Source organism: Janthinobacterium sp. BJB426 (genome assembly GCF_002735705.1).
Lineage (GTDB): Bacteria > Pseudomonadota > Gammaproteobacteria > Burkholderiales > Burkholderiaceae_D > Janthinobacterium.
In genome coordinates this window covers 78,397-96,109 of sequence record NZ_PDZL01000002.1, presented here as the reverse complement: position 1 = coordinate 96,109, position 17,713 = coordinate 78,397, and the positions used below count along the sequence as shown (strand labels likewise).

Genomic DNA, 17,713 nt, shown 5'->3' with positions numbered 1-17,713 from the left:
ACTCGATCACTGACGCCTTTCATGAACCATCGCCAATTGCTTGCCATTCCCCTGCTCGTTGCCGCTCTGGCCGCCCAGGCGCAGGACCGCACGGCCGATCCCTTGGCGCCCTTGGCGCAATGCATCAACCGCAGCGCGTTCCAGTTCAGGCAGCAGGACCGCTTGCCCGCGCAGGTGACGACGCGCAGTGTCAAGCTGGCAACGGGTGAGGGGCAGGTATCGGTGGCCGACGGCTATCGGCTGATGTTGTTCCACAAGAGCAGCTTGCCCTTCGTGAATCTGAAAATCGAACGCAGCGCCGAAGGCAGGTTTGCCGCCGACCGCGACACCATCGTGGCACAGCTGCAGCAGATGGCGGCCAACAGCAAGCCTCCGCATCTTGTGTCGCTGGAAACGGACACGCGCCAGGGCGTGGAAGTGCTAGGATTGAACAACCCGAATATCACGCAATCGGCCGGCGTAATCAGTCTATACACCTTGCTGCAGGCCGCCAGCGGGACGGTCGCCACCGCCTATCTGCTCAACCAGCCGGCAGATAAACGGGAATTCGCGACGGATGCGCAGTACCTGGTCTTGCGCGACCAGTTCATCGCTGCGCTGGCCGCCTGCATGGCCGATGCGGCGCAGTAATGCGTGTATGCATGAAGGAGATGCCAGCCATGAAAAAAACAGCACCGGGCACGCCACCCGATGATGAAGCGGCGAGCAGCGCCTCCGCCGCCAGCCTGATCGATGCGAAAATCGCGTCGCTGGCGGACTGGCGCGGTAAAACCCTGGCTAGCGTGCGCGCGCTGATACGCCAGGCGGACCCGGACGTGGTCGAAGAAGTCAAATGGCGCGGCGTGCCCGTCTGGTCACATGCGGGCATGATTTGCACGGGCGAAACCTATAAACTGGCCGTGAAACTCACTTTCGCCAAGGGCGCCGCCTTGCCCGATCCGGCCGGCCTGTTCAATGCCAGCCTGGACGGCAACACGCGCCGGGCCATCGACCTGCACGAAGGCGCGCACCTCGATACCGCGGCATTCAAGGCGTTGATACGCGCCGCCGTGGCGCTAAACACGGCGCCGAAACCAAAACGGACGACGACTTGAGACATTATCTGTATATCTGGCACGACCCCGCCGAGCGCATGCTGGTCGCTTCCGGCATCGAATTCAAGGATTTTCTCCCTGCCCTCGGCGAGTCCGGCGGCATCGTGCTGCGCAGGGGCAGCGCCGGCACAATCAAAAAGCCTGCCGCATGGCAGACCTTGGCGCGGCAACAATTGGCGGCCCTGGCCCAGGAAGACCTGCACGCCTGCGGCAGCCATGCCTGGGCCGATTGGCAAGGCGCAGCACCCGCTGTGCATGAAGCGGACGTGGCCGCAATGCTCGACCACCGTGGCGCGCTCGCGCCGCTGCCTGCCTTGCGCGGCCGCTTCCTCGCCTTTGCCCATGACGACGGCTGGTATCTGAAACTGTTTTACGGGGAATGGGACGACGCGGCCGCTTTGCTCGCCGGCGCCATCCCGCCAGGCTTGGGCACGCTCGACCTGGAGGCGCTGCAACAGGGTGGTGACGGCTACTGGCTGCAAGACGGCATGGTCAACCTTGAACTGACAACCCACGACATCGACAGCGTGCTGAACCGCCGCCTGTAATGAATGAATAACGCGCCAGCCATGTGCCTGATTCGGTCCTTTACCAGCGCGGACACGCCGTTCTGCACCGCCATCCTGGCCCTGGCCGGGCGCGACGCCTTCGGCCCTGTCGCCGACAGCGCCGTTTTCACGGCGGCCACGCAGGGCGAAGAGATCCTCGTTGCCGAATCCGATGGCAGCGTCGCCGGCTTTGCCGCCGTGTACACGGGCGATGCCCCTGATTATTTCCTGCACCATCTGTACGTGCACCCGGCGCACAGCGGCATGGGCATCGGCGCGCAACTGCTGGCGGCCGTCGTGGCGCGTTTCGGCCCGCACCTGAGCCTCAAGACGCAGCTGGCCAACACGGGCGCGCGGCGTTTTTATGCGCGCGCGGGCTGGATCGAGGACGAAGGCGACGGCGGCATGGACCGCCTCGGCGCGTGGATACGCGTGCGCTGCCAGGCTGGGGCACCTGTGCGATGAAGGATCCTGGCGCGATAGACCCGGCCCTGGCGAGAATGATGGGCTGGTTCCTGATCCTGCTTGCCATTCCGGCAGGCTATTTTTCCTTCTGGCGCGCGTACGACAAGCTCACATCGCCCGCCTGGCCCGTGACGAGCGCCGAAATCGTACGCAGCAGCATGTATCAGCGCACGGGCAAGTCGCAGGACTGGTGCGTCAAACTGAGCTACCGCTACAGCGTGGAGGGCGAGGCCTACCGCAGTTCGCGCATCGGCGTCTCGCGCATCGGCAACACAGGCTGCCACCGCGACCAGTCCGTCACCGCGTGGCGGCTGGCCAGCATGGCGCCGGGCGCGCGCATCCGCGTGCATTACCGGCCGAGCGACCCGAACGAGACCGCCGTGTTTCTCGCCGGCCTCGATTTCCTCGATTATTTTGGCGTTGCCGTGGCGCTCGTCCTGTTCGTGGTCGGTGTATCGGAAGCGCGCAAGCGAGAGCCAGCCGCTGACCCGCTCCGACAAGGCCGGTCGTGATACCGGGCGCATCGGCAACGACCTGTTCGCAGATAGGCAGCGATGTCTGTCAGCATGCCGTTGTTGCCACCGTGGCTGAGAAGGATGCGCAAGGCAACCATGGCGCTTCGCAAGCGCGCAGCACGCCGTCAGGCAGCGCTTCCTGCCCCGGCAGTTCCTGGAACACGGCCGTGTAGCAGGGGCGCCGGCGCTAGCGTGCGCCAGCAGCGGCGCGCCGATCGGCGTCAAGGTGAAATGTTGCGCATACGCAGGCGAAATAGTGGGACGAACCCTGGAAACTGGCGATGCCCGTCCGGGGGCCATCATAGCGATCCCAGACCATGTAAACGGGTTCAGACATCGCGTTGCTCCTTGGCGTGCAGCGCCAGGCGCGCCGCCATGCCGGCATTGTCGCGCAACAAGCCGTCGCGCTCCTGCGCCAATGCGTCCATTTTCTGCTGCGATAGTTGCCCATGCTCCGCCAGCATGTCGAGCTGGCGGTCTTGCGCGGCCAGGGCCACCTTGGCATCGTTCAGCGCCAGCAGGGCCGTATCGAGCTTGGCCAGCAGGGCGTCGGCGGACGCGGCAGCCTGCAAGTATTGAAATTCGAACTGGTCGCGCTCCGGGCGCACGGTGGCCAGCGCTGTACGGTCGGCCGCCGCGTCGTCAGCCAGGCGCGCGTGTTCCGCCTGCAGCTGGTTCAGGCGCATGTCTTGCTGCACCAGCGTCGCTTGCTGGCCCTGCAAACGCTGCTGCAGCTGGGCGTTGTCCTGTTCCAGCCGGCTGATCCGTTGCTGCGCCTGCGCCCGTTCCTCGCTGCGCTGGGTGGCGGCCGCTTCCTGGTAATGGTCGAACTGCGAACGCACCTGCGCCAGCTGGCGATTCAGCGCCGCGATTTCCTCGCCCCGGTCGGCCAGGCGCTGCGTCAGTCCCGCGTTATCGCTGTGTAAGGTGGCCAGAGTAACGGCGCGAAAATGGTGCTCTTCCTTCAGTTGCGCCAGCGCATGCTGCGTGGCGCGCAATTCCTGGGTAAGGGCGGCGCGCGCCTCCGTCAGTTTCAAGCGCTCCGTTTCCGTCTTCTTCAGCTTTTCCAGCGCCGCATCGAGTTCGGCGCGGTTTTGCTGCATGCCCGTTTCCAGCTGCTGCGCCACGTCGCGCTGCTGCTTGTCATACACGCCGCGCATCGCTTCCATCAGCTCGGCCGGCAAGCCTGCCTCCGTTTTGACGGCCCCCGCGCCCTGGAACTCTTCCTTCCAGCGCTTGAGCAGGGGCGCGATGGTGCTCTTGCTGCCAGTGCTGCCCAGCGCTTCGCGCACGCTGTCGACCGTGGGATTGCGGCCATCGGCAGCGACGATTTGGGCTGCTTTCATAACATCAGAGTACAAAATGCCGGTGCGGGCCATAAAATCACCTATGAACGAAATTTAGTAACGTATTACATGATACGTAATATGAAATAATATTACGATATAAATTTTCGAAATTTTTTTAAAATATAAGTTGCGATAAGATCGCTTATCGCGTGTTATGGGGGTGGTTTGCATGCTATTCTGTGACTCTCCCAGTACAAAACCGCGATTTCGCCACCGCCATGCCCGATTTGCCCCTCTCGAAACGCCGTGCCGCCATGCCCAAAAGCACCGCCATCGCCGCCGTGCCATTACATGGCGCCCTGATCGGTGCCGAGCTGGCCGCGCGCCATCAGGCCTTTTTAGCCGCCGCCACGTCCGATAACACGCGCCGCACCTACCGTTCCGCCATCCGCCACTTCCAGGCCTGGGGCGGAGCGCTGCCCGCCGACGAGTCCACCGTCATCCGTTACCTGATGGCGTATGCGGACAGCCTGAACGCGCGCACCCTGGCCCTGCGCCTGACGGCGCTGTCGCAATGGCATGTGTACCAGGGCTTCGCCGATCCCGCATCCACGCCCACCGTGCGCAAGACCCTGGCCGGCATTGCCCGCCTGCACGGCAAGCCAAAAAAGAAGGCCAAGGCGCTGCCGCTGGAAGACCTGGAAACGATCGTGTCCAGACTGGCCGCGCTGGGCAACGTCAAGGCCTTGCGTGACAGCGCCTTGCTGCAGCTGGGCTTTTTTGGCGGTTTTCGCCGCAGCGAACTGGTGGGATTGAGGGTGGAAGACGTGAGTTGGGAGCCGCAGGGGATGGTGATCACCTTGCCCCGCTCGAAAACGGATCAATTGGGGGAGGGCATCGTCAAGGCGATCCCGTTCGGCGACGGCGACGGCGTCTGCTGTCCGGCCACGGCCTTGCGCGCCTGGCTGGCCGCGGCGCACATCCGCACGGGACCGCTCTTGCGCACCGTCAATCAGTGGGGCCATGTGAGTATGAAAGCGCTGCACGCGAGCAGCATCAACACGATACTGGAAGGCTGCGCCAGGCTGGCGGAGCTCGATTACGTGCCGGAACTATCGAGCCACAGCCTGCGTCGCGGCATGGCTACCAGCGCCCACCGGGCCGGCGCCGATTTCCAGGCCATCAAGCGCCAGGGCGGTTGGCGCCACGACGGCACCGTGCATGGCTATATAGAGGAGGCAGGGCGTTTCGAGGAAAATGCGGCCGGGAGTTTGTTGAAGGCGAAGAAGAAGGCGGCGGGCTGAAGCGCCCGACGACACCGTGCAGCGGACCGCCGGTTGACCGACTGTTATCCCACATTCAACTGATGACATACCCGAGCAAATACAGTACAACCGTAAAGACTGCCAGCAGCAAGAGTCTGCTCAGTTTTTTAGATGTGGTAACGCCGGGCCTTGCGCTAAGCCATCCCGTCACCATAAAAATGAACGATGGGCCAAGAAGATAGGCGACAAGCGCGGCAGTGACCCACCAGGATACCGAACACGGCCCTATTTCGTAGCAAGCGCTGGAGTCGTGGCGCAACAGCTTGACATGAAACCAGAACGGCAGGTGACTGCCGGCGACCATTGCAGCCCAGCTTGTTAGCAGTCCAGCAATAAGAAACCTTAGTGATAAGCCAATACGTTTCACTTGACCTCCAAACCGATCAGGGGTGTTGCTGCTTGTAGAGAAACCAGGTCAAGACTGCCATGATAAACAGCGAGAATAGCGTGCTGATACACACTATCCACGTTGCGTGATGCTTTCAAGCCTGCAGCACGCGTCAGACTTCTGCAATGGTGCCAGTGTGGCTCATGCGGCCGCCTGCTCCCGGGGGCGGATGATCATGCAGGTGGCCGTCGCGTGGGCGTACACTTTACCGGCTTCGTCGCGGATCGTGCCTTCGGAAATGACCAGGTTGCGTCCCGCATTGATGACTTTGCCTTCGGCGTAGACCGTCACGTTGAAGGGCAGGGGACGGCACATCTTGATGTTCAGGTCCGTCGTGCCGTAGCTTTCGCCGGCCGGCAAGACTGTGTGCGTGGCGCAGCCCGTGACCGTGTCGAGCACGGTGGCCGCGAAACCGCCGTGCACGCCGCCCATGGGATTGGTGTGCGTTTCATTCGCCGTCGCCGTGAAGATGACACGGCCATGTTCGACCGTGTGCGCATCCATGGGCATGGTCTTGGAAATGCCGGGCCGGGGGAACAGGCCTTGCGCGAAAGCTTGCATCAGTTGCAAGCCGGTCATGTCGTTCGGGTGCATGGGTAACTCCTGTGGTGGTGGTGTGGGGGTGGGTCAGACGTCCTGCGCAAAACGCAGGCGCGAGGCGTGCAGCAGGAAGCGGGCGACGACGGCCAGTTCTTCCTCGCTGAAACCTTGCTTCAGTTGTTCATTCAGGCTGTCGAGCAGGGGCAGGGCGGCGGCCAGCACCTCGCCGCCCCTGGGCGACATGTGCAGGGTGCCGGCGCGCGCATCGAGCGCCGACTGGCCGCGCACGATCAGGCCGTTTTCTTCCATGCGCGCCACGAGGCCCGTGACGGCCGAGTTTTTCAGTTGCAGCGCCCGTCCCAGATCCTTGAGTTGGCAGCCTTCCTCGCCCTTCAGGGCGAACAGGGCGACCACTTGTGTGCCGGAAAAACCCAGTTCGCTGGTAAAGACGGCATCGGCCGAGCGGAACAGGTTCTGGCGCGCCAGGTTGAGCAGATTGAACAGGCGCGGCGAACGCTCGCCCAGCGGGCAAGCGGCGGCATCGGGAACGTCTGGGGTAGAGGGAGTATTGGTACGCATGCGAAGTATACTACTACGTATGCGTAATAAATCAAGTGTCAATTGCTAGTCGCGCTGGTGGCGTCCGATATAGCGGGCGCGTGGCCGTATCAGCGCCGCGCTGGCGGCTTGCTCGGCGGCATGCGCTATCCAGCCGGCGGAGCGGGCCAGGGCAAACACGCCCATGCCAGCGCCCTCGGGCCAGCCGAACGCCAGCTCCATGGCCGCCAGCGCCAGGTCGGCGTTCGGACGCGCATCGAGCAGTTCGCCCGCCACCGCGCACGCCGCCAGGATGGCGCGCAACTGCGGGTACCCATGCGACAGCGCCGACAGATGCTCCAGCAGATACGCGGCGCGCGGGTCGCCGTCTGGATACAGCGGATGGCCAAAGCCGGCGAATTCCGGCGCAATGTTCTTGTAAAAGGCATTGATGTTATCCCTGGCGTCTGGCGCGGCCAGCGCCTGCGTCAACATGCACCGGGCCGCCGCGCTGCCGCCGCCATGCTTGTCACCGGACAATGCTGCCAATCCTGCACTGAGCGCCATGGGCAGGCTGGCGCCCGTCGAAGCGACGCAGCGCACGGCAAAAGTGGACGCATTCAATTCATGGTCGGCCAGCAGCACGAGGGCGGCACGCAGCAATTCCGCCTGTTCCGCGTCAGCCTGCCACGCCAGCGCCAGTTGCAGGTGCAGCGGCAGGGCGGATGGCGCCGTCTGCAGCAGGGCGGCGGCCAGCAGGCGCATCAAGGCGGGGCCGGACTGCAGTGAGTGCGGAATGGCCGCTGGTGTCAGCATGGCCATGGCCAGCATGGCGCGTGCCAGCGGCTTCGCATCGGATGCGCAGGCCAGTCCTGGCGGCAGGGCAGGCGCGTCTTGCTGGAAATAGTCGCTTGCGTTATCGTCCCACAGCAGCCCGGCGGCCGCTTCCAGGGTCGCGTGCCGGGCCAGCGCTGTCGCATCGCAGCCCCGGTACAGCAGTCGGCCGTCGAGAATGTGGGAAATCCGCGTTTCCAGCACGGGCAAGCCCCAGTGCATCGCAGCCACGGCCGTCTGGCCACCGCGCTTCGCGTCATTTCTACGGGCCGCCAGGCGCAGCACGTCTTCCTGCGGATAGCGCTTGCCGCGCGATGCTCCATTGCTGACGGAAGCCAGCAAGCCCCGGCTGACATAGGAATACAGGGTGGGCAGGCTGACGCCCAGGAGGCGCGCCGCCTCAGAGGCGGATAAATCGTTGTTCATGGCGGCCATTGTAGCGTTTGTCACTTTATATTGATTGATGGAATCAAGATTGACGGGCCGGGCCGCGCCTCACTAGACTCATGCCTTTCCAGGAGTATCCATGAGCACACACACCATTCGCACCCTGCGCCCGGACGACGCCGGGTCCCTGCTGGCTTTCGAGCAAGCCAACCGGGCCTGGTTCGAACGCCATATCGACCGGCGTCCGGACGCTTTTTACAGCATCGACGGCATCAAGGCCCACGTCGCGCAATTCCTGGACGAGCACGCACAGGGCCGCATGCACCCCTGCGTCATCGTCGACGAACACGGCAAGCTGATCGGACGCGCCAACCTCAAGGACATTGACCGGCAGCAAGGCGTGGCCGAAGTCGGCTACCGCATCGGCGAGCAGCAAGCGGGCAAGGGCCTGGCCACGGCCGCGCTGCACCACCTGATCGCCCTGGCGCAAGACGAGTGGCGGCTGGCCAGCCTGTGCGCCTACGCCATCGACGGCAATGCGGCATCGATCCGCGTGCTGGAACGCTGCGGTTTTGTGCAGGGAATTGCCGTGCCCGATATTGCCATCGTGGCAGGCAACGTTGTCGATGGCCATGCGTATGCGCTGGATTTGCGGGCGGCTGGGGTAGACTCTATCCTGTTATAAAAAACAAAGTTGTAAAATATGAATCGTGAAGTCCCAAAACGCCCAAAACACATCGTCGTCGTCGGCGCCGGCATCGTCGGCGCGTCGCTCGCATACCACCATGCCAGCAAGGGGACACAAGTTACCGTGGTGGAGGCGGACGGCATCGCTTCCGGTGTGACGGGCACCTCGTTTGCCTGGATTAACACGTCCTGCGCCGGGATTGACCCCATTGCGGCCCTGCGCGGCGGCGCCATCGCCGCCTGGCACCGGCTGGAAACGCAGGTGCCCGGCTTGACGGTGCGCTGGCATGGCGCCTTGTCGTATGGCACGCAGGATGGGCGCGTGTCGCCCGAGTCCCTATTGATTGACCGCTCGCGCATCGCCCAGCTTGAACCGCAGCTGCGGCAGCCGCCGGGACAGGCCGTCCACGAGCCGGAGCAGGGCGCGCTCGACGCCGTTGCCGCGACGCATGCCTTGCTGGCAGCGGCCCGGGCGCTGGGCGCGACGGTCCTCACGCATATGCCCGTGCTGGGCTTTGTGGTCCAGGACGCGCAGGTGACGGGCGTGGAAACGACTGCTGGCATCATTGAAGCGGATGTGGTCGTGCTGGCGGCAGGCACAGGTACCGCCGCGCTGGCGGAAAAACTGGGCGCCAGCCTGCCGATTCTCGCCTCGCCCGCCATCTTCCTGCGCTACCAGGCACCGCCTGGTCTGGTGCGCGGCATTATTTCCAGTCATGCAATGGAGGTGCGGCAGGGTGAGGATGGCACCGTGCTGGCAGCGGAAGACTATGTGGACGACGCGCCGGACAACCAGCCCGCCGCCATGGCGCTGCGCACGGCCAGAGCGATTCGCAACGAACTTGCGGGCGCCGACGCCATCGCGCCGGAATTCGCCGCTGTTGGCCTGCGGCCCATGCCCTTTGATGGCGTGCCCGTCATCGGCTATTTGCCGCAGGTGGGAGGCGTATATGTGTGCGCCATGCATCCGGGCGTCGTGCTGGCCGCCATCGTGGGCCAACTTGCCAGCGAGGAAATCGTTACTGGCGAGCCAGCATCAGCCCTGGAGGCTTGTCGGCCCGCGCGTTTCCTGGCTTGATTATTTATCGCTGATTTCTACGGCACCGGCACCACGAACACGGGCAGGACGAACGGCACTTGCTCCTGCTCCTGCTCATCGCCTTCCTCCGACGGGGCCTGCATATAGTTTTCATTGCGCCAGTCCCCGTTCACCACGTGGTCGGCGATCAGCGCCAGATCCTGCGTTTCGCGCAACTCGCAGCGAAACGGCAAGCGGCCGTGCGAGCGCGACACCAGGCTAAAGCGCAACTGCCGGCATTGCGCATCGTGCCAGCAATAGAACAGCATGTCTTCGCCAGCGAGCGCGCTGCTGCGCGCCGCGATCAACTCTCTGATGAATTCGACGATATCCGTCGCATGGATCTGCGGCGTTTCCTCGTCCGTGGGCGAAAAGCTCCACATATTGGTGTTCGCTTCGTGATTGATGTCGTCGGCATCAACGAGCACCTCATCGTTTCGCGCCATCTCCAGCCAGGCATTGACTGTCTTGCAATTCATCATGTCATTGTTCCAGTAAGTAATTCAGTAAATAACTCAGTAAGTCTCCACGCATGGCTTCGATTCCCGCCTCCAGCACGTCGCCAGCACCGCCTGGCGTTCCGCGCCCGTCGCGCACGGGAGGACAGGGGGCATCAGTTTAACGTGCTATCGCTCTTCGCGGCGGTGAGGTGGCGGCTCGGCGAGTGGATGGACATGTCCGATTTCTTGAGTACCGCGAGTGGAACCGCCTGGCGCGCAGATTTTGGATGCATCCAGGCGTTGCCGCAAGACCCCTGAGAAAATTTTTAGGACCAATCTTATATACGGTGGAAATGATTGGTTTTACGATAAAAATATAGCAAGACACTTGCGTAGTTGATGACTTATTTTTTGGGAGAACGGTGAAGCACGGCGTTGTTTCTGCCGGCATGTGGGCGACGGGCGCTTTGAGCGATATTGGTTACTTTGAAAGAACCCGAGTACCGATGGACAAGCGCTAGCGTGAATATTTATAAACATCAAACACTCTTGATGATATATGAGAAATATTGATAAATGTGAAGTAATTTCAGTAATTTTTTTCGTGGCATCGATTGCCTTGCTATATTTTTTATTGAGTAAAGGCGTATTGATTTCTTATTGGTTGCTTGATTTCTCAATGCGCCATCCTTTTATTTTTAACGGAATCATCATATCTTCCATCTTCTTGACTTTTGTTTTTTTGTATATTTACAAGTCAAGAAAGGGAGCAGTTGAAAAGATCGAGCAATGCAACTAGGGAGCCGCTGATTTACTCGAATTTTCGACCAACACTCGTATGTAATTCTTTGATTTTCAATGTGGTGAATTTCCGAAAATTGAATTAGCAAGCGCTTCTCCTGGAATGTAATGGTTGATGATTAATTTTCCGTCTTTAAGAAGTTTCGAATGGTTATTGATTAGATCGTGAGTTTTTGTCATTGCATGTTTATAGCATTAAAAATTTTTATATTCCACGCATTATTTATGATGAAAAATTCTTAGGAGTGACTAACAACATATGATATGCGTTACAAAAAATTTTTACCAAAAATGCGTTAGGTAGAATGTTTCGCGCGGCATGAGCGGGCGCCACGCGAGATGGCGGGGGAGCTGACCGTATTATTCAGCTAATTTATTGAGGAGATTTGATGCAAATTTTGACAATGGAAGAAATAGGATTGATCTCTGGTGGCCGACCTATTCAGCAAGTCGTCATCAGAGCAAACAAGATGAGTCAGGAAGAAAAAGATCAGTATGATTGGGATAATAGTTGGTATGGAAGTGCTCTTAATAAAGGCCTGGAGTTTCTCTTTAGTGATTGGAATGAACATTGATTCAATAGTATTTTCTTGGTAATTTCGCCAAAAAAATCAGTCGATTTTCAAGAAATAGGAGGGGGCTAATGTCTCCTCTTATTTTTTAAAAATATGTTTTTCAAATAAAAGATGCAGAATGGCGGAGCATTGCTAAACGATTACCGGAGAGATAATGCCAAGTAAAATTAATTTTTATTATTTCGCGTTTAGTGCAACCATGGCGCTGCTCTATTTCTTTTATCGACTTTACCGTGAAAAATCGAGGCTGTCGATAATTTTGTTTGCCAGGCAAACAGCTAAATCATTTTTTTCTGGAACTTTGACAGCCTTTTTACTTAAAATCGTCATTTTCATATTCTGTGCGTTAATCGGTGGCTTTAAATTCATCGGATTTGACATGAATGTATATTCGGCATTCTCGGTCATTCTCTATTCATTAACAGCGGCATTATTTGAGGAGATAATTTTCCGTGGAATTTTAATGTCAGCTCTCCTGATTTTGTCGAAAAAATTCGTTCCTTGCTACTTTGCAGTTATTGTGCAGGCATTGTTTTTTTCCGGGCTACATCTGCAGTCATCATTTCAAATCAATCCGTTTATTCTGTCTACGTTTATCTTTTCCTTATGGATGGGACTTGTTGCGATTCGAACAAAAAATTTATGGTGGCCAATCGGATTTCACTTTACCTGGAATCTAAATCATCTGCTTTTAATGGGTAATAGATCGGAATTTATGCCGAAGTTTGGCCCTATATTTGAGTTTCAATATAGGCAATCAGTCTTCGGTTTATTTTTTATCAGCGCGGCTTTAATTTTCTATTTTATTTTTCTTATTTTCAAGGATGCTATTTTCATGAAATCAATGGGATTTTCTGACCGAATTTTCAGAAAACCGACTGTTTCATCTGAGTGAATATGGCAAGAACTTACCATGATGGAAATTGATGAAGTCAATGGCGGTAGAAAAATGGTCTCTTGGGACTGGGATGGCATGGCCTCAGGAGCTATCGGTGGTGCCATCGCGGGCACCATAGGTGGCGCATTTTCCGGTGCCCCCGGTATGGCTGCGGGTTTCTTGGGCGGCTTGGTTGGTGGAGCTGTCGCCGGCGGTCTGAAATTCTCCGATAACGGCTCTTATTGTAATTAAATCGCTTAAAAAAAAGGAGCCTCTATGGCAAAGAACTTATTAATGGCTTTGGTGGCAACTTTGATTTTTTCTTTTGTGTTTCCATTGATCTACCCATTGGTGAACGGCGCCGATGGGAAGGCATCGTCGGTAGTAATTTCGTCTGTGTTCTTCTTCATCGCGATGATGGCTGCATTCACTCTTTACTCTCGTAACAAAAAGTAGTTTTTAGAGCGTTCGGGGTTCAATTCGAACGCTCTATTATTTTATATATCAAGAACTTCCTAGTTATAGATGCGTTTAAAGAATAAATTCGGCTTCTTCTCCTGCCATATTTTCATCGCCTGAATCAGTATTTTATTATCCAGGGTGTGTTGGGGGATTTTGTAATTTTCTATTTTCAGATAGTTTCGTCGCGTCGATTCCAGTTCGCCCCTAAGTAACCCCCACTAAATTATTGTGATTTCTGACTTCCATAACCGGCGCTCTGCGGCGTTGCCCGCTGCTAGCAGTGCTCGCACTGCGTCGCAGCGGGCGCCTTGCATAGCATCTGGTTCTGTTCGTCATAATTTCACAATAATTTCCTGAGGATTACTTAGAGCCGAAACGGGTCTGATTGACAATCTCGCTGATACGGCCATTGAAGCACTCAACCATGCCATTGAAAAGTTCATTATTTTGAATGACCAGTTAATCTCTTCAGCTACTGTTGCGGCATCCGCCCACACAATTAAGCCCCTGTTCCGCCAGCAAGCAATCGAGCATCTGGGCAACAAGCAATACGGCACGGTGCTGCTGGCGCGGCCCGTCAGCCATCTGTTCCTGACCTGGCTGTTCCTCGCCATCGCGCTGGCCATCGTGGCATTCTTCATATTCTTCAGCACCACCCGCAAGGCGCAGTCGCAAGGTGTGCTGTTGCCGACCAGCGGCGTGATCCGCGTCATGCCGGGCCAGGCGGGCGTCATTGCCGGGGTGCGCGTCAAGGAAGGGCAGGCCGTGCGCGCGGGTGAGGTGCTGTTCGTGCTGTCGGGCGAGCGCAGCAGCACCAATGCGGGGGCGCCCCAGCAGGTCGTATCAAGCCTGTTGAAAAGCCGGCGCGACAGCTATGACGCGGAATTGCAGCAGTCGCGCCTGCAATCGCGCCAGCGCATGGCGGCGGGACAGCGCCGTGCCAGCGACCTGGCGGCGGAGATCGCCCGCATGGATGGCCAGATCGCGCTGCAGCAGCGCCGCATTACCCTGGCGGAACAATCCTACCAGCGCTACAGCGATCTGCACGCCACCCATTACATTTCGTCCGCGCAACTGCAGGATAAACAGGCCGAGCTGCTGGACCAGCACCAGCGCCTGGCGGAATTGCAGCGCATCAAGTCGGCCAGCGGTCGCGACTTGGCCACCACGCAAGCGGACGTGCGCGACTTGCAGGTGCAGGCGCAGCGCGACACGGAAGGTTTGCAGCGCAATGTGTCCGCCATCGAGCAAGACCTGACGGAAAACGAGGCGCGTCGCGAAATCCTCGTGCGCGCGGCGCAGGATGGCATGGTCACGGCCATCACCACCGAACTGGGGCAGACCGTGGCGGCCAACAGCGTGCTTGCCTCCGTATTGCCGCAAGGCGCCCAGCTGGAAGCGGAAATCTACGCGCCGTCGCGCTCGGTCGGCTTCATCAAGCCGGGCATGACGGTGCTGCTGCGCTACCAGGCCTATCCGTACCAGAAATTCGGCCAGTATCCGGCGCTGGTGCGCGAAGTGGCCAGCACCTCGCTGCGGCCCGAAGAGCTGGCGGTGCCGGGCGCCGTCAGCGGCACGAATGGCGAACCCTTGTACCGCATCCGTTTGAGCTTGCAGCGCCAGAGCGTGCAGGCGTATGGCGAAACCCTGCCCCTGAAGTCGGGCATGCTGGTCGACGCCAGCGTGCTGCTGGAACAGCGGCGCCTGTATGAATGGGTGCTGGAACCCCTGTTCAGCATTTCCGGGCGGCTGTAAGCCCCCATATTGATTTTCCACAATACTTTACGTCTGCGCTTCATGCACCTCCCTGATCTCGCCCACCTGTCCTTCTGGCGCAGCCAGCGCCTGCCCGTCTTGCTGCAAACGGAAGCGGCCGAATGCGGCCTGGCCTGTCTATCGATGGTGGCCAGCTACTGGGGCCACCAGACCGATATTTCCAGCATGCGCCGGCGTTTTTCCGTCTCCCTCAAGGGCGTCACGTTAAAAGGGTTGATGGCGATGGCGCAGGGGCTGGCCCTGCATACGCGGCCCTTGAAACTCGACATGCAGCATTTGCCTGAGCTGAAGCTGCCCGCCATCCTGCATTGGGATTTGAACCATTTTGTCGTGCTCAAGTCCGTCTCCGGCAGCCATATGGTGATCCACGACCCGGCCGTGGGCGAGCGCCGCCTGCCGCTGGCGGAAGTGGCGAAACATTTTACGGGCGTGGCGCTGGAACTGACGCCCACCGCCGAATTCAAGAAGGCCGAGGAAAAACAGCAGTTCTCCCTGCTGTCGCTGATGGGGCGCGTGGTGGGCCTGAAGCGCGGCTTGCTGCAATTGCTGGTGCTGGGCCTGGCCTTGCAGGTGTGCGCGCTGGTGGCGCCGTTCTACATGCAGTGGCTGGTCGACGAGGCGCTGCTGGCCGCCGACCGCGACCTGATCACCGTGCTTGGCTGCGGCTTCTTGCTGCTGGTGCTGGTGCAGACGGCCATCGGCGCCGTGCGTTCTTGGATCGCCACGGTGCTGGCCACCAATCTGAACTTACAATGGCTGGGCAATGCCTTTGCCCATCTATTAAAGCTGCCGCTGCCGTACTTCGAAAAGCGCCACACGGGCGACATCGTCTCGCGCTTCAATTCGATCCAGACCATGCAACATAGCCTGACGACGCAATTCGTCGAAGGCGCCATCGATGGCGTGCTGGTGCTCGCCACCCTGGGCATGATGCTGGTCTACAGCCCGCTGCTGGCGGGCGTGGCCTGCATCGCCGTGCTGCTGTATGTGTTGCTGCGCTGGGGCCTGTTCAAGGCCATGCGCGAAGCGACGGCCGAACAGATCATCCACGCGGCCCGGCAACAGACGCATTTCCTGGAATCCGTGCGCGGCATCCAGAGCATCCGCCTGTTCGGCCGCGCCGCGGAACGCCGCGCCAGCTGGACCAACGCGCTGGCCGACCAGTTCAATGCCGACCTGCGCATCGCCAAGCTGTCCGTGTCTTACCAGACGGCCAATACGTTGCTGTTCAACGCCGAGCGGGTGATCGTCATCTGGATGGCGGCGCTGGCCGTGCTGGACAACCGCTTTTCAGTGGGCATGCTGTTCGCCTTCATCAGCTACAAGGACCAGTTCAGCCAGCGCATGGCCAGCCTCGTCGACAAATTGTTCGAGCTGCGCATGCTGCGCCTGCATGGCGAACGGGTGGCCGACATCGTCCTGACGGACGCGGAAGAAGACGGCAACGATGTCGAGGTGGACATGGACGATATCTCGCCGTCGATCGAGATCCGCAACCTGACGTTCCGCTATGCCGATGGTGAGCCGGATGTATTGAGCGGCTTCAATCTGCACATTCCCGCCGGCCAGTGCATCGCCGTCACCGGCCCGTCCGGCGGCGGCAAGACAACCTTGCTCAAGCTGTTGCTGGGCTTGTTGCAGCCGACGCAAGGCGATATCCTCATCGGCGGCATCCAGCTGGGCAGCCTGGGCTTGACGAATTACCGTCAATTGCTGGGCACAGTCATGCAGGAAGACACCTTGTTTGCCGGCTCGATCGCCGATAACATCAGCTTCTTTGCCCCGTCTCCGAATGACCGGCAAGTGCAAGCCTGCGCGCACCTGGCCGCTGTGCATGGGGAAATCACCGCCATGCCGATGGGCTTCAATACCCTGGTGGGCGACATCGGCAGCGGCCTGTCGGGCGGTCAGAAACAGCGCATCCTGCTGGCGCGCGCCCTGTATAAAAACCCGAAACTGCTGGTGCTCGACGAAGCGACCAGCCACCTCGATATGCACAACGAGCAAGCCGTCAACGCCGCGATCCGGAAAATCCAGCTCACACGCGTGATCGTTGCGCACCGCCCGGAAACCATCGCCATGGCGCAAAGGGTGGTGGTGCTACAGCAAGGGACAATCGTTGTGGATGTCATGCAAGAACCACCGGATGCCTCATGAAAGTCTGAGCAACAAGTCCACTACATCGCAGCGACCATCACCCCCGCGGTCCATCCAGCAGCAACTCCGCCAGCCTCGTCGTCAGCCACAAACTGGTCTCGCTGAGCTTTTTGCCATGTATCGATAGTCTGCGCACAGGCAGGCGTGACAAGGCCAGCGCAGGGCAGGGCACTTCCTGCAGGTAACCCTTGTAATTGTCGTAGTTGGCGATGTTCAGGGGCAGGATGGCCCAGCCCAGCTCGTCCGCGACCATCTCGGCAATACTGTAAAAACTGTCGGAAAACCAGACGGCGGGGCTGAAGGCATGTTCGCGGTTCAGCTCGGAATCCATGATCAGCTGGCGGTAGCGGGTCAGCTCGTTGCGGCTCACTTCCTGGCCGTGCGCCATGGCATGGCCTTTTGCCACGAACACACCTTGCGCCACGCTGCCGATGTGCTGCTGTTCCAGTATGGGCGAGATGGGGCCGCGGTCGAAGTGGAAGGCCACGTCGGCTTGCTGCTGCTCCACGTATTGCGCCACTTCCGACGCCGTGGCGTTGAGCATCACGAGTTCCAGCGCCGGATAGCGCGCCGCCAGTTCTTTCACCAAGGTGCCGATGGCCAGGTAGGGCAGGGCTTCGTCCAGCGCCAGGGTCAGCCGGGCTTCGGGCGCCTCGCTCAGCAGTTGGGCGCGCAGCTGCAATCGCTCGGCCTGGCGCAGCAGTTCGCACGCTTCCAGGTGCATCACCTTGCCCGCTTCCGTCAGCACGGCGCTGCGGCGCGAGCGGTCGAACAGTTCCACGCCGAATTCCGCTTCCAATAAACCAATCGAGGTGCTGACCACCGATTGCGCGCGGCCCAGCCGGCGCGCCGCGCCCGAGAAAGAGCCGGCCGCGACAGCCGCTTCAAAGTAGCGCATTTGTTCCAAAGTCCATTGCATGGCATCCACCTATCTGTTT

Annotated in this window: 21 protein-coding genes; 14 read left to right on the top strand and 7 right to left on the bottom strand. The window is 59.5% G+C overall.

From position 1 onward, the window contains the following. Positions 1-21: 21 nt before the first annotated feature. Genes CSQ93_RS03530 through CSQ93_RS03510 form a run of 5 tightly spaced genes read left to right on the top strand, consistent with a single transcriptional unit; the run spans position 22 to position 2,619 of the window. Positions 22-630 (top strand): hypothetical protein, encoded by a 609-nt coding sequence (locus CSQ93_RS03530; protein WP_158301095.1) that lies wholly within the window; start codon positions 22-24, stop codon positions 628-630. 29 nt (positions 631-659) lie between these two features. After that, the gene (locus tag CSQ93_RS03525; protein ID WP_099377125.1) at positions 660-1,094 is read left to right on the top strand and encodes a DUF1801 domain-containing protein; all 435 of its coding nucleotides are present in this window, start codon (positions 660-662) and stop codon (positions 1,092-1,094) included. Then, positions 1,091-1,642 carry a hypothetical protein gene (locus CSQ93_RS03520; RefSeq protein ID WP_158301094.1) on the top strand — a complete coding sequence of 184 codons (552 nt, stop codon included), beginning with the start codon at positions 1,091-1,093 and terminating at the stop codon, positions 1,640-1,642. Before CSQ93_RS03525 ends, CSQ93_RS03520 begins: the two co-directional genes overlap by 4 nt. A gap of 21 nt (positions 1,643-1,663) precedes the next feature. Next, positions 1,664-2,107, top strand: coding sequence for a GNAT family N-acetyltransferase (locus CSQ93_RS03515; RefSeq protein WP_158301093.1), 444 nt, complete (start codon positions 1,664-1,666; stop codon positions 2,105-2,107). Next, complete coding sequence (locus CSQ93_RS03510; RefSeq protein WP_099376778.1) at positions 2,104-2,619, top strand: DUF3592 domain-containing protein; 516 nt, start codon at positions 2,104-2,106, stop codon at positions 2,617-2,619. The genes CSQ93_RS03515 and CSQ93_RS03510 overlap by 4 nt, the downstream gene beginning before the upstream one ends. Positions 2,620-2,951: 332 nt before the next feature. On the opposite strand, the gene CSQ93_RS03505 is transcribed toward CSQ93_RS03510, so the two are convergent. Beyond that, positions 2,952-3,968: a DNA-binding protein gene (locus CSQ93_RS03505; RefSeq protein WP_233516026.1), complete on the bottom strand. Its 1,017-nt coding sequence runs from the start codon at positions 3,966-3,968 to the stop codon at positions 2,952-2,954. Between the two features lie 257 nt (positions 3,969-4,225). Between CSQ93_RS03505 and CSQ93_RS03500 the strand changes: the two genes are divergently transcribed. Continuing rightward, entirely contained in the window at positions 4,226-5,215 is a 990-nt protein-coding gene (locus CSQ93_RS03500) for a tyrosine-type recombinase/integrase (protein ID WP_099376776.1), read from the top strand. Positions 5,216-5,270: 55 nt separating this feature from the next. Here CSQ93_RS03500 and CSQ93_RS03495 read toward each other — a convergent pair whose 3' ends face one another. The 4 genes from CSQ93_RS03495 to CSQ93_RS03480 form a co-directional block, all read right to left on the bottom strand. Further along, on the bottom strand, positions 5,271-5,603 hold the full coding sequence (locus CSQ93_RS03495; protein ID WP_158301092.1) for a hypothetical protein: 333 nt from the start codon (positions 5,601-5,603) through the stop codon (positions 5,271-5,273). A gap of 162 nt (positions 5,604-5,765) precedes the next feature. Further along, positions 5,766-6,218 carry a PaaI family thioesterase gene (locus tag CSQ93_RS03490; protein ID WP_034748275.1) on the bottom strand — a complete coding sequence of 151 codons (453 nt, stop codon included), beginning with the start codon at positions 6,216-6,218 and terminating at the stop codon, positions 5,766-5,768. Positions 6,219-6,251: 33 nt separating this feature from the next. Then, positions 6,252-6,743: a MarR family winged helix-turn-helix transcriptional regulator gene (locus CSQ93_RS03485; protein ID WP_099376774.1), complete on the bottom strand. Its 492-nt coding sequence runs from the start codon at positions 6,741-6,743 to the stop codon at positions 6,252-6,254. Positions 6,744-6,788: 45 nt separating this feature from the next. Next, a complete protein-coding gene (locus CSQ93_RS03480) occupies positions 6,789-7,961 on the bottom strand; it encodes a citrate synthase family protein (RefSeq protein ID WP_199534240.1) in 1,173 nt (390 codons plus the stop codon). A gap of 100 nt (positions 7,962-8,061) precedes the next feature. On the opposite strand from CSQ93_RS03480, the gene CSQ93_RS03475 reads away from it, so the two are divergent. Continuing rightward, entirely contained in the window at positions 8,062-8,607 is a 546-nt protein-coding gene (locus CSQ93_RS03475) for a GNAT family N-acetyltransferase (protein ID WP_099376772.1), read from the top strand. Between the two features lie 18 nt (positions 8,608-8,625). Next, the gene (locus CSQ93_RS03470) at positions 8,626-9,687 is read left to right on the top strand and encodes an NAD(P)/FAD-dependent oxidoreductase (RefSeq protein ID WP_099376771.1); all 1,062 of its coding nucleotides are present in this window, start codon (positions 8,626-8,628) and stop codon (positions 9,685-9,687) included. Positions 9,688-9,704: 17 nt separating this feature from the next. Here CSQ93_RS03470 and CSQ93_RS03465 read toward each other — a convergent pair whose 3' ends face one another. Next, positions 9,705-10,169 carry a hypothetical protein gene (locus CSQ93_RS03465; protein WP_099376770.1) on the bottom strand — a complete coding sequence of 155 codons (465 nt, stop codon included), beginning with the start codon at positions 10,167-10,169 and terminating at the stop codon, positions 9,705-9,707. A 1,148-nt stretch (positions 10,170-11,317) separates the two neighbouring features. Between CSQ93_RS03465 and CSQ93_RS28690 the strand changes: the two genes are divergently transcribed. From CSQ93_RS28690 to CSQ93_RS03435, 6 genes are all read left to right on the top strand, one after another. After that, positions 11,318-11,503 carry a hypothetical protein gene (locus CSQ93_RS28690; RefSeq protein WP_158301091.1) on the top strand — a complete coding sequence of 62 codons (186 nt, stop codon included), beginning with the start codon at positions 11,318-11,320 and terminating at the stop codon, positions 11,501-11,503. 199 nt (positions 11,504-11,702) lie between these two features. Beyond that, positions 11,703-12,398 carry a CPBP family intramembrane glutamic endopeptidase gene (locus CSQ93_RS03455; protein WP_233516025.1) on the top strand — a complete coding sequence of 232 codons (696 nt, stop codon included), beginning with the start codon at positions 11,703-11,705 and terminating at the stop codon, positions 12,396-12,398. Between the two features lie 18 nt (positions 12,399-12,416). Beyond that, positions 12,417-12,632, top strand: a complete 216-nt coding sequence (locus CSQ93_RS03450; RefSeq protein WP_099376767.1) for a hypothetical protein — start codon at positions 12,417-12,419, stop codon at positions 12,630-12,632. A 24-nt stretch (positions 12,633-12,656) separates the two neighbouring features. Continuing rightward, on the top strand, positions 12,657-12,836 hold the full coding sequence (locus CSQ93_RS29305; protein ID WP_099376766.1) for a hypothetical protein: 180 nt from the start codon (positions 12,657-12,659) through the stop codon (positions 12,834-12,836). Between the two features lie 453 nt (positions 12,837-13,289). After that, the gene (locus tag CSQ93_RS03440) at positions 13,290-14,597 is read left to right on the top strand and encodes an HlyD family secretion protein (RefSeq protein WP_099376765.1); all 1,308 of its coding nucleotides are present in this window, start codon (positions 13,290-13,292) and stop codon (positions 14,595-14,597) included. A 42-nt stretch (positions 14,598-14,639) separates the two neighbouring features. Next, entirely contained in the window at positions 14,640-16,775 is a 2,136-nt protein-coding gene (locus CSQ93_RS03435) for a peptidase domain-containing ABC transporter (RefSeq protein ID WP_099376764.1), read from the top strand. Between the two features lie 37 nt (positions 16,776-16,812). Here the strand turns inward: CSQ93_RS03435 and CSQ93_RS03430 are convergent, their stop codons facing one another. Continuing rightward, entirely contained in the window at positions 16,813-17,694 is an 882-nt protein-coding gene (locus CSQ93_RS03430; RefSeq protein WP_199534239.1) for a LysR family transcriptional regulator, read from the bottom strand. Positions 17,695-17,713: the final 19 nt, after the last annotated feature.

Coding starts and splice junctions, on each gene's coding strand:
- CSQ93_RS03465 (WP_099376770.1), bottom strand. CDS start 10,169: ATGATGAATTGCAAGACAGTCAATGCCTGGCTGGAGATGGCGCGAAAC.
- CSQ93_RS03500 (WP_099376776.1), top strand. CDS start 4,226: ATGCCCAAAAGCACCGCCATCGCCGCCGTGCCATTACATGGCGCCCTG.
- CSQ93_RS03530 (WP_158301095.1), top strand. CDS start 22: ATGAACCATCGCCAATTGCTTGCCATTCCCCTGCTCGTTGCCGCTCTG.
- CSQ93_RS03480 (WP_199534240.1), bottom strand. CDS start 7,961: ATGAACAACGATTTATCCGCCTCTGAGGCGGCGCGCCTCCTGGGCGTC.
- CSQ93_RS03435 (WP_099376764.1), top strand. CDS start 14,640: ATGCACCTCCCTGATCTCGCCCACCTGTCCTTCTGGCGCAGCCAGCGC.
- CSQ93_RS03505 (WP_233516026.1), bottom strand. CDS start 3,968: ATGAAAGCAGCCCAAATCGTCGCTGCCGATGGCCGCAATCCCACGGTC.
- CSQ93_RS03485 (WP_099376774.1), bottom strand. CDS start 6,743: ATGCGTACCAATACTCCCTCTACCCCAGACGTTCCCGATGCCGCCGCT.
- CSQ93_RS03450 (WP_099376767.1), top strand. CDS start 12,417: ATGATGGAAATTGATGAAGTCAATGGCGGTAGAAAAATGGTCTCTTGG.
- CSQ93_RS03525 (WP_099377125.1), top strand. CDS start 660: ATGAAAAAAACAGCACCGGGCACGCCACCCGATGATGAAGCGGCGAGC.
- CSQ93_RS03470 (WP_099376771.1), top strand. CDS start 8,626: ATGAATCGTGAAGTCCCAAAACGCCCAAAACACATCGTCGTCGTCGGC.
- CSQ93_RS03490 (WP_034748275.1), bottom strand. CDS start 6,218: ATGCACCCGAACGACATGACCGGCTTGCAACTGATGCAAGCTTTCGCG.
- CSQ93_RS03430 (WP_199534239.1), bottom strand. CDS start 17,694: ATGCAATGGACTTTGGAACAAATGCGCTACTTTGAAGCGGCTGTCGCG.
- CSQ93_RS03475 (WP_099376772.1), top strand. CDS start 8,062: ATGAGCACACACACCATTCGCACCCTGCGCCCGGACGACGCCGGGTCC.
- CSQ93_RS28690 (WP_158301091.1), top strand. CDS start 11,318: ATGCAAATTTTGACAATGGAAGAAATAGGATTGATCTCTGGTGGCCGA.
- CSQ93_RS03515 (WP_158301093.1), top strand. CDS start 1,664: ATGTGCCTGATTCGGTCCTTTACCAGCGCGGACACGCCGTTCTGCACC.
- CSQ93_RS03455 (WP_233516025.1), top strand. CDS start 11,703: ATGGCGCTGCTCTATTTCTTTTATCGACTTTACCGTGAAAAATCGAGG.
- CSQ93_RS29305 (WP_099376766.1), top strand. CDS start 12,657: ATGGCAAAGAACTTATTAATGGCTTTGGTGGCAACTTTGATTTTTTCT.
- CSQ93_RS03510 (WP_099376778.1), top strand. CDS start 2,104: ATGAAGGATCCTGGCGCGATAGACCCGGCCCTGGCGAGAATGATGGGC.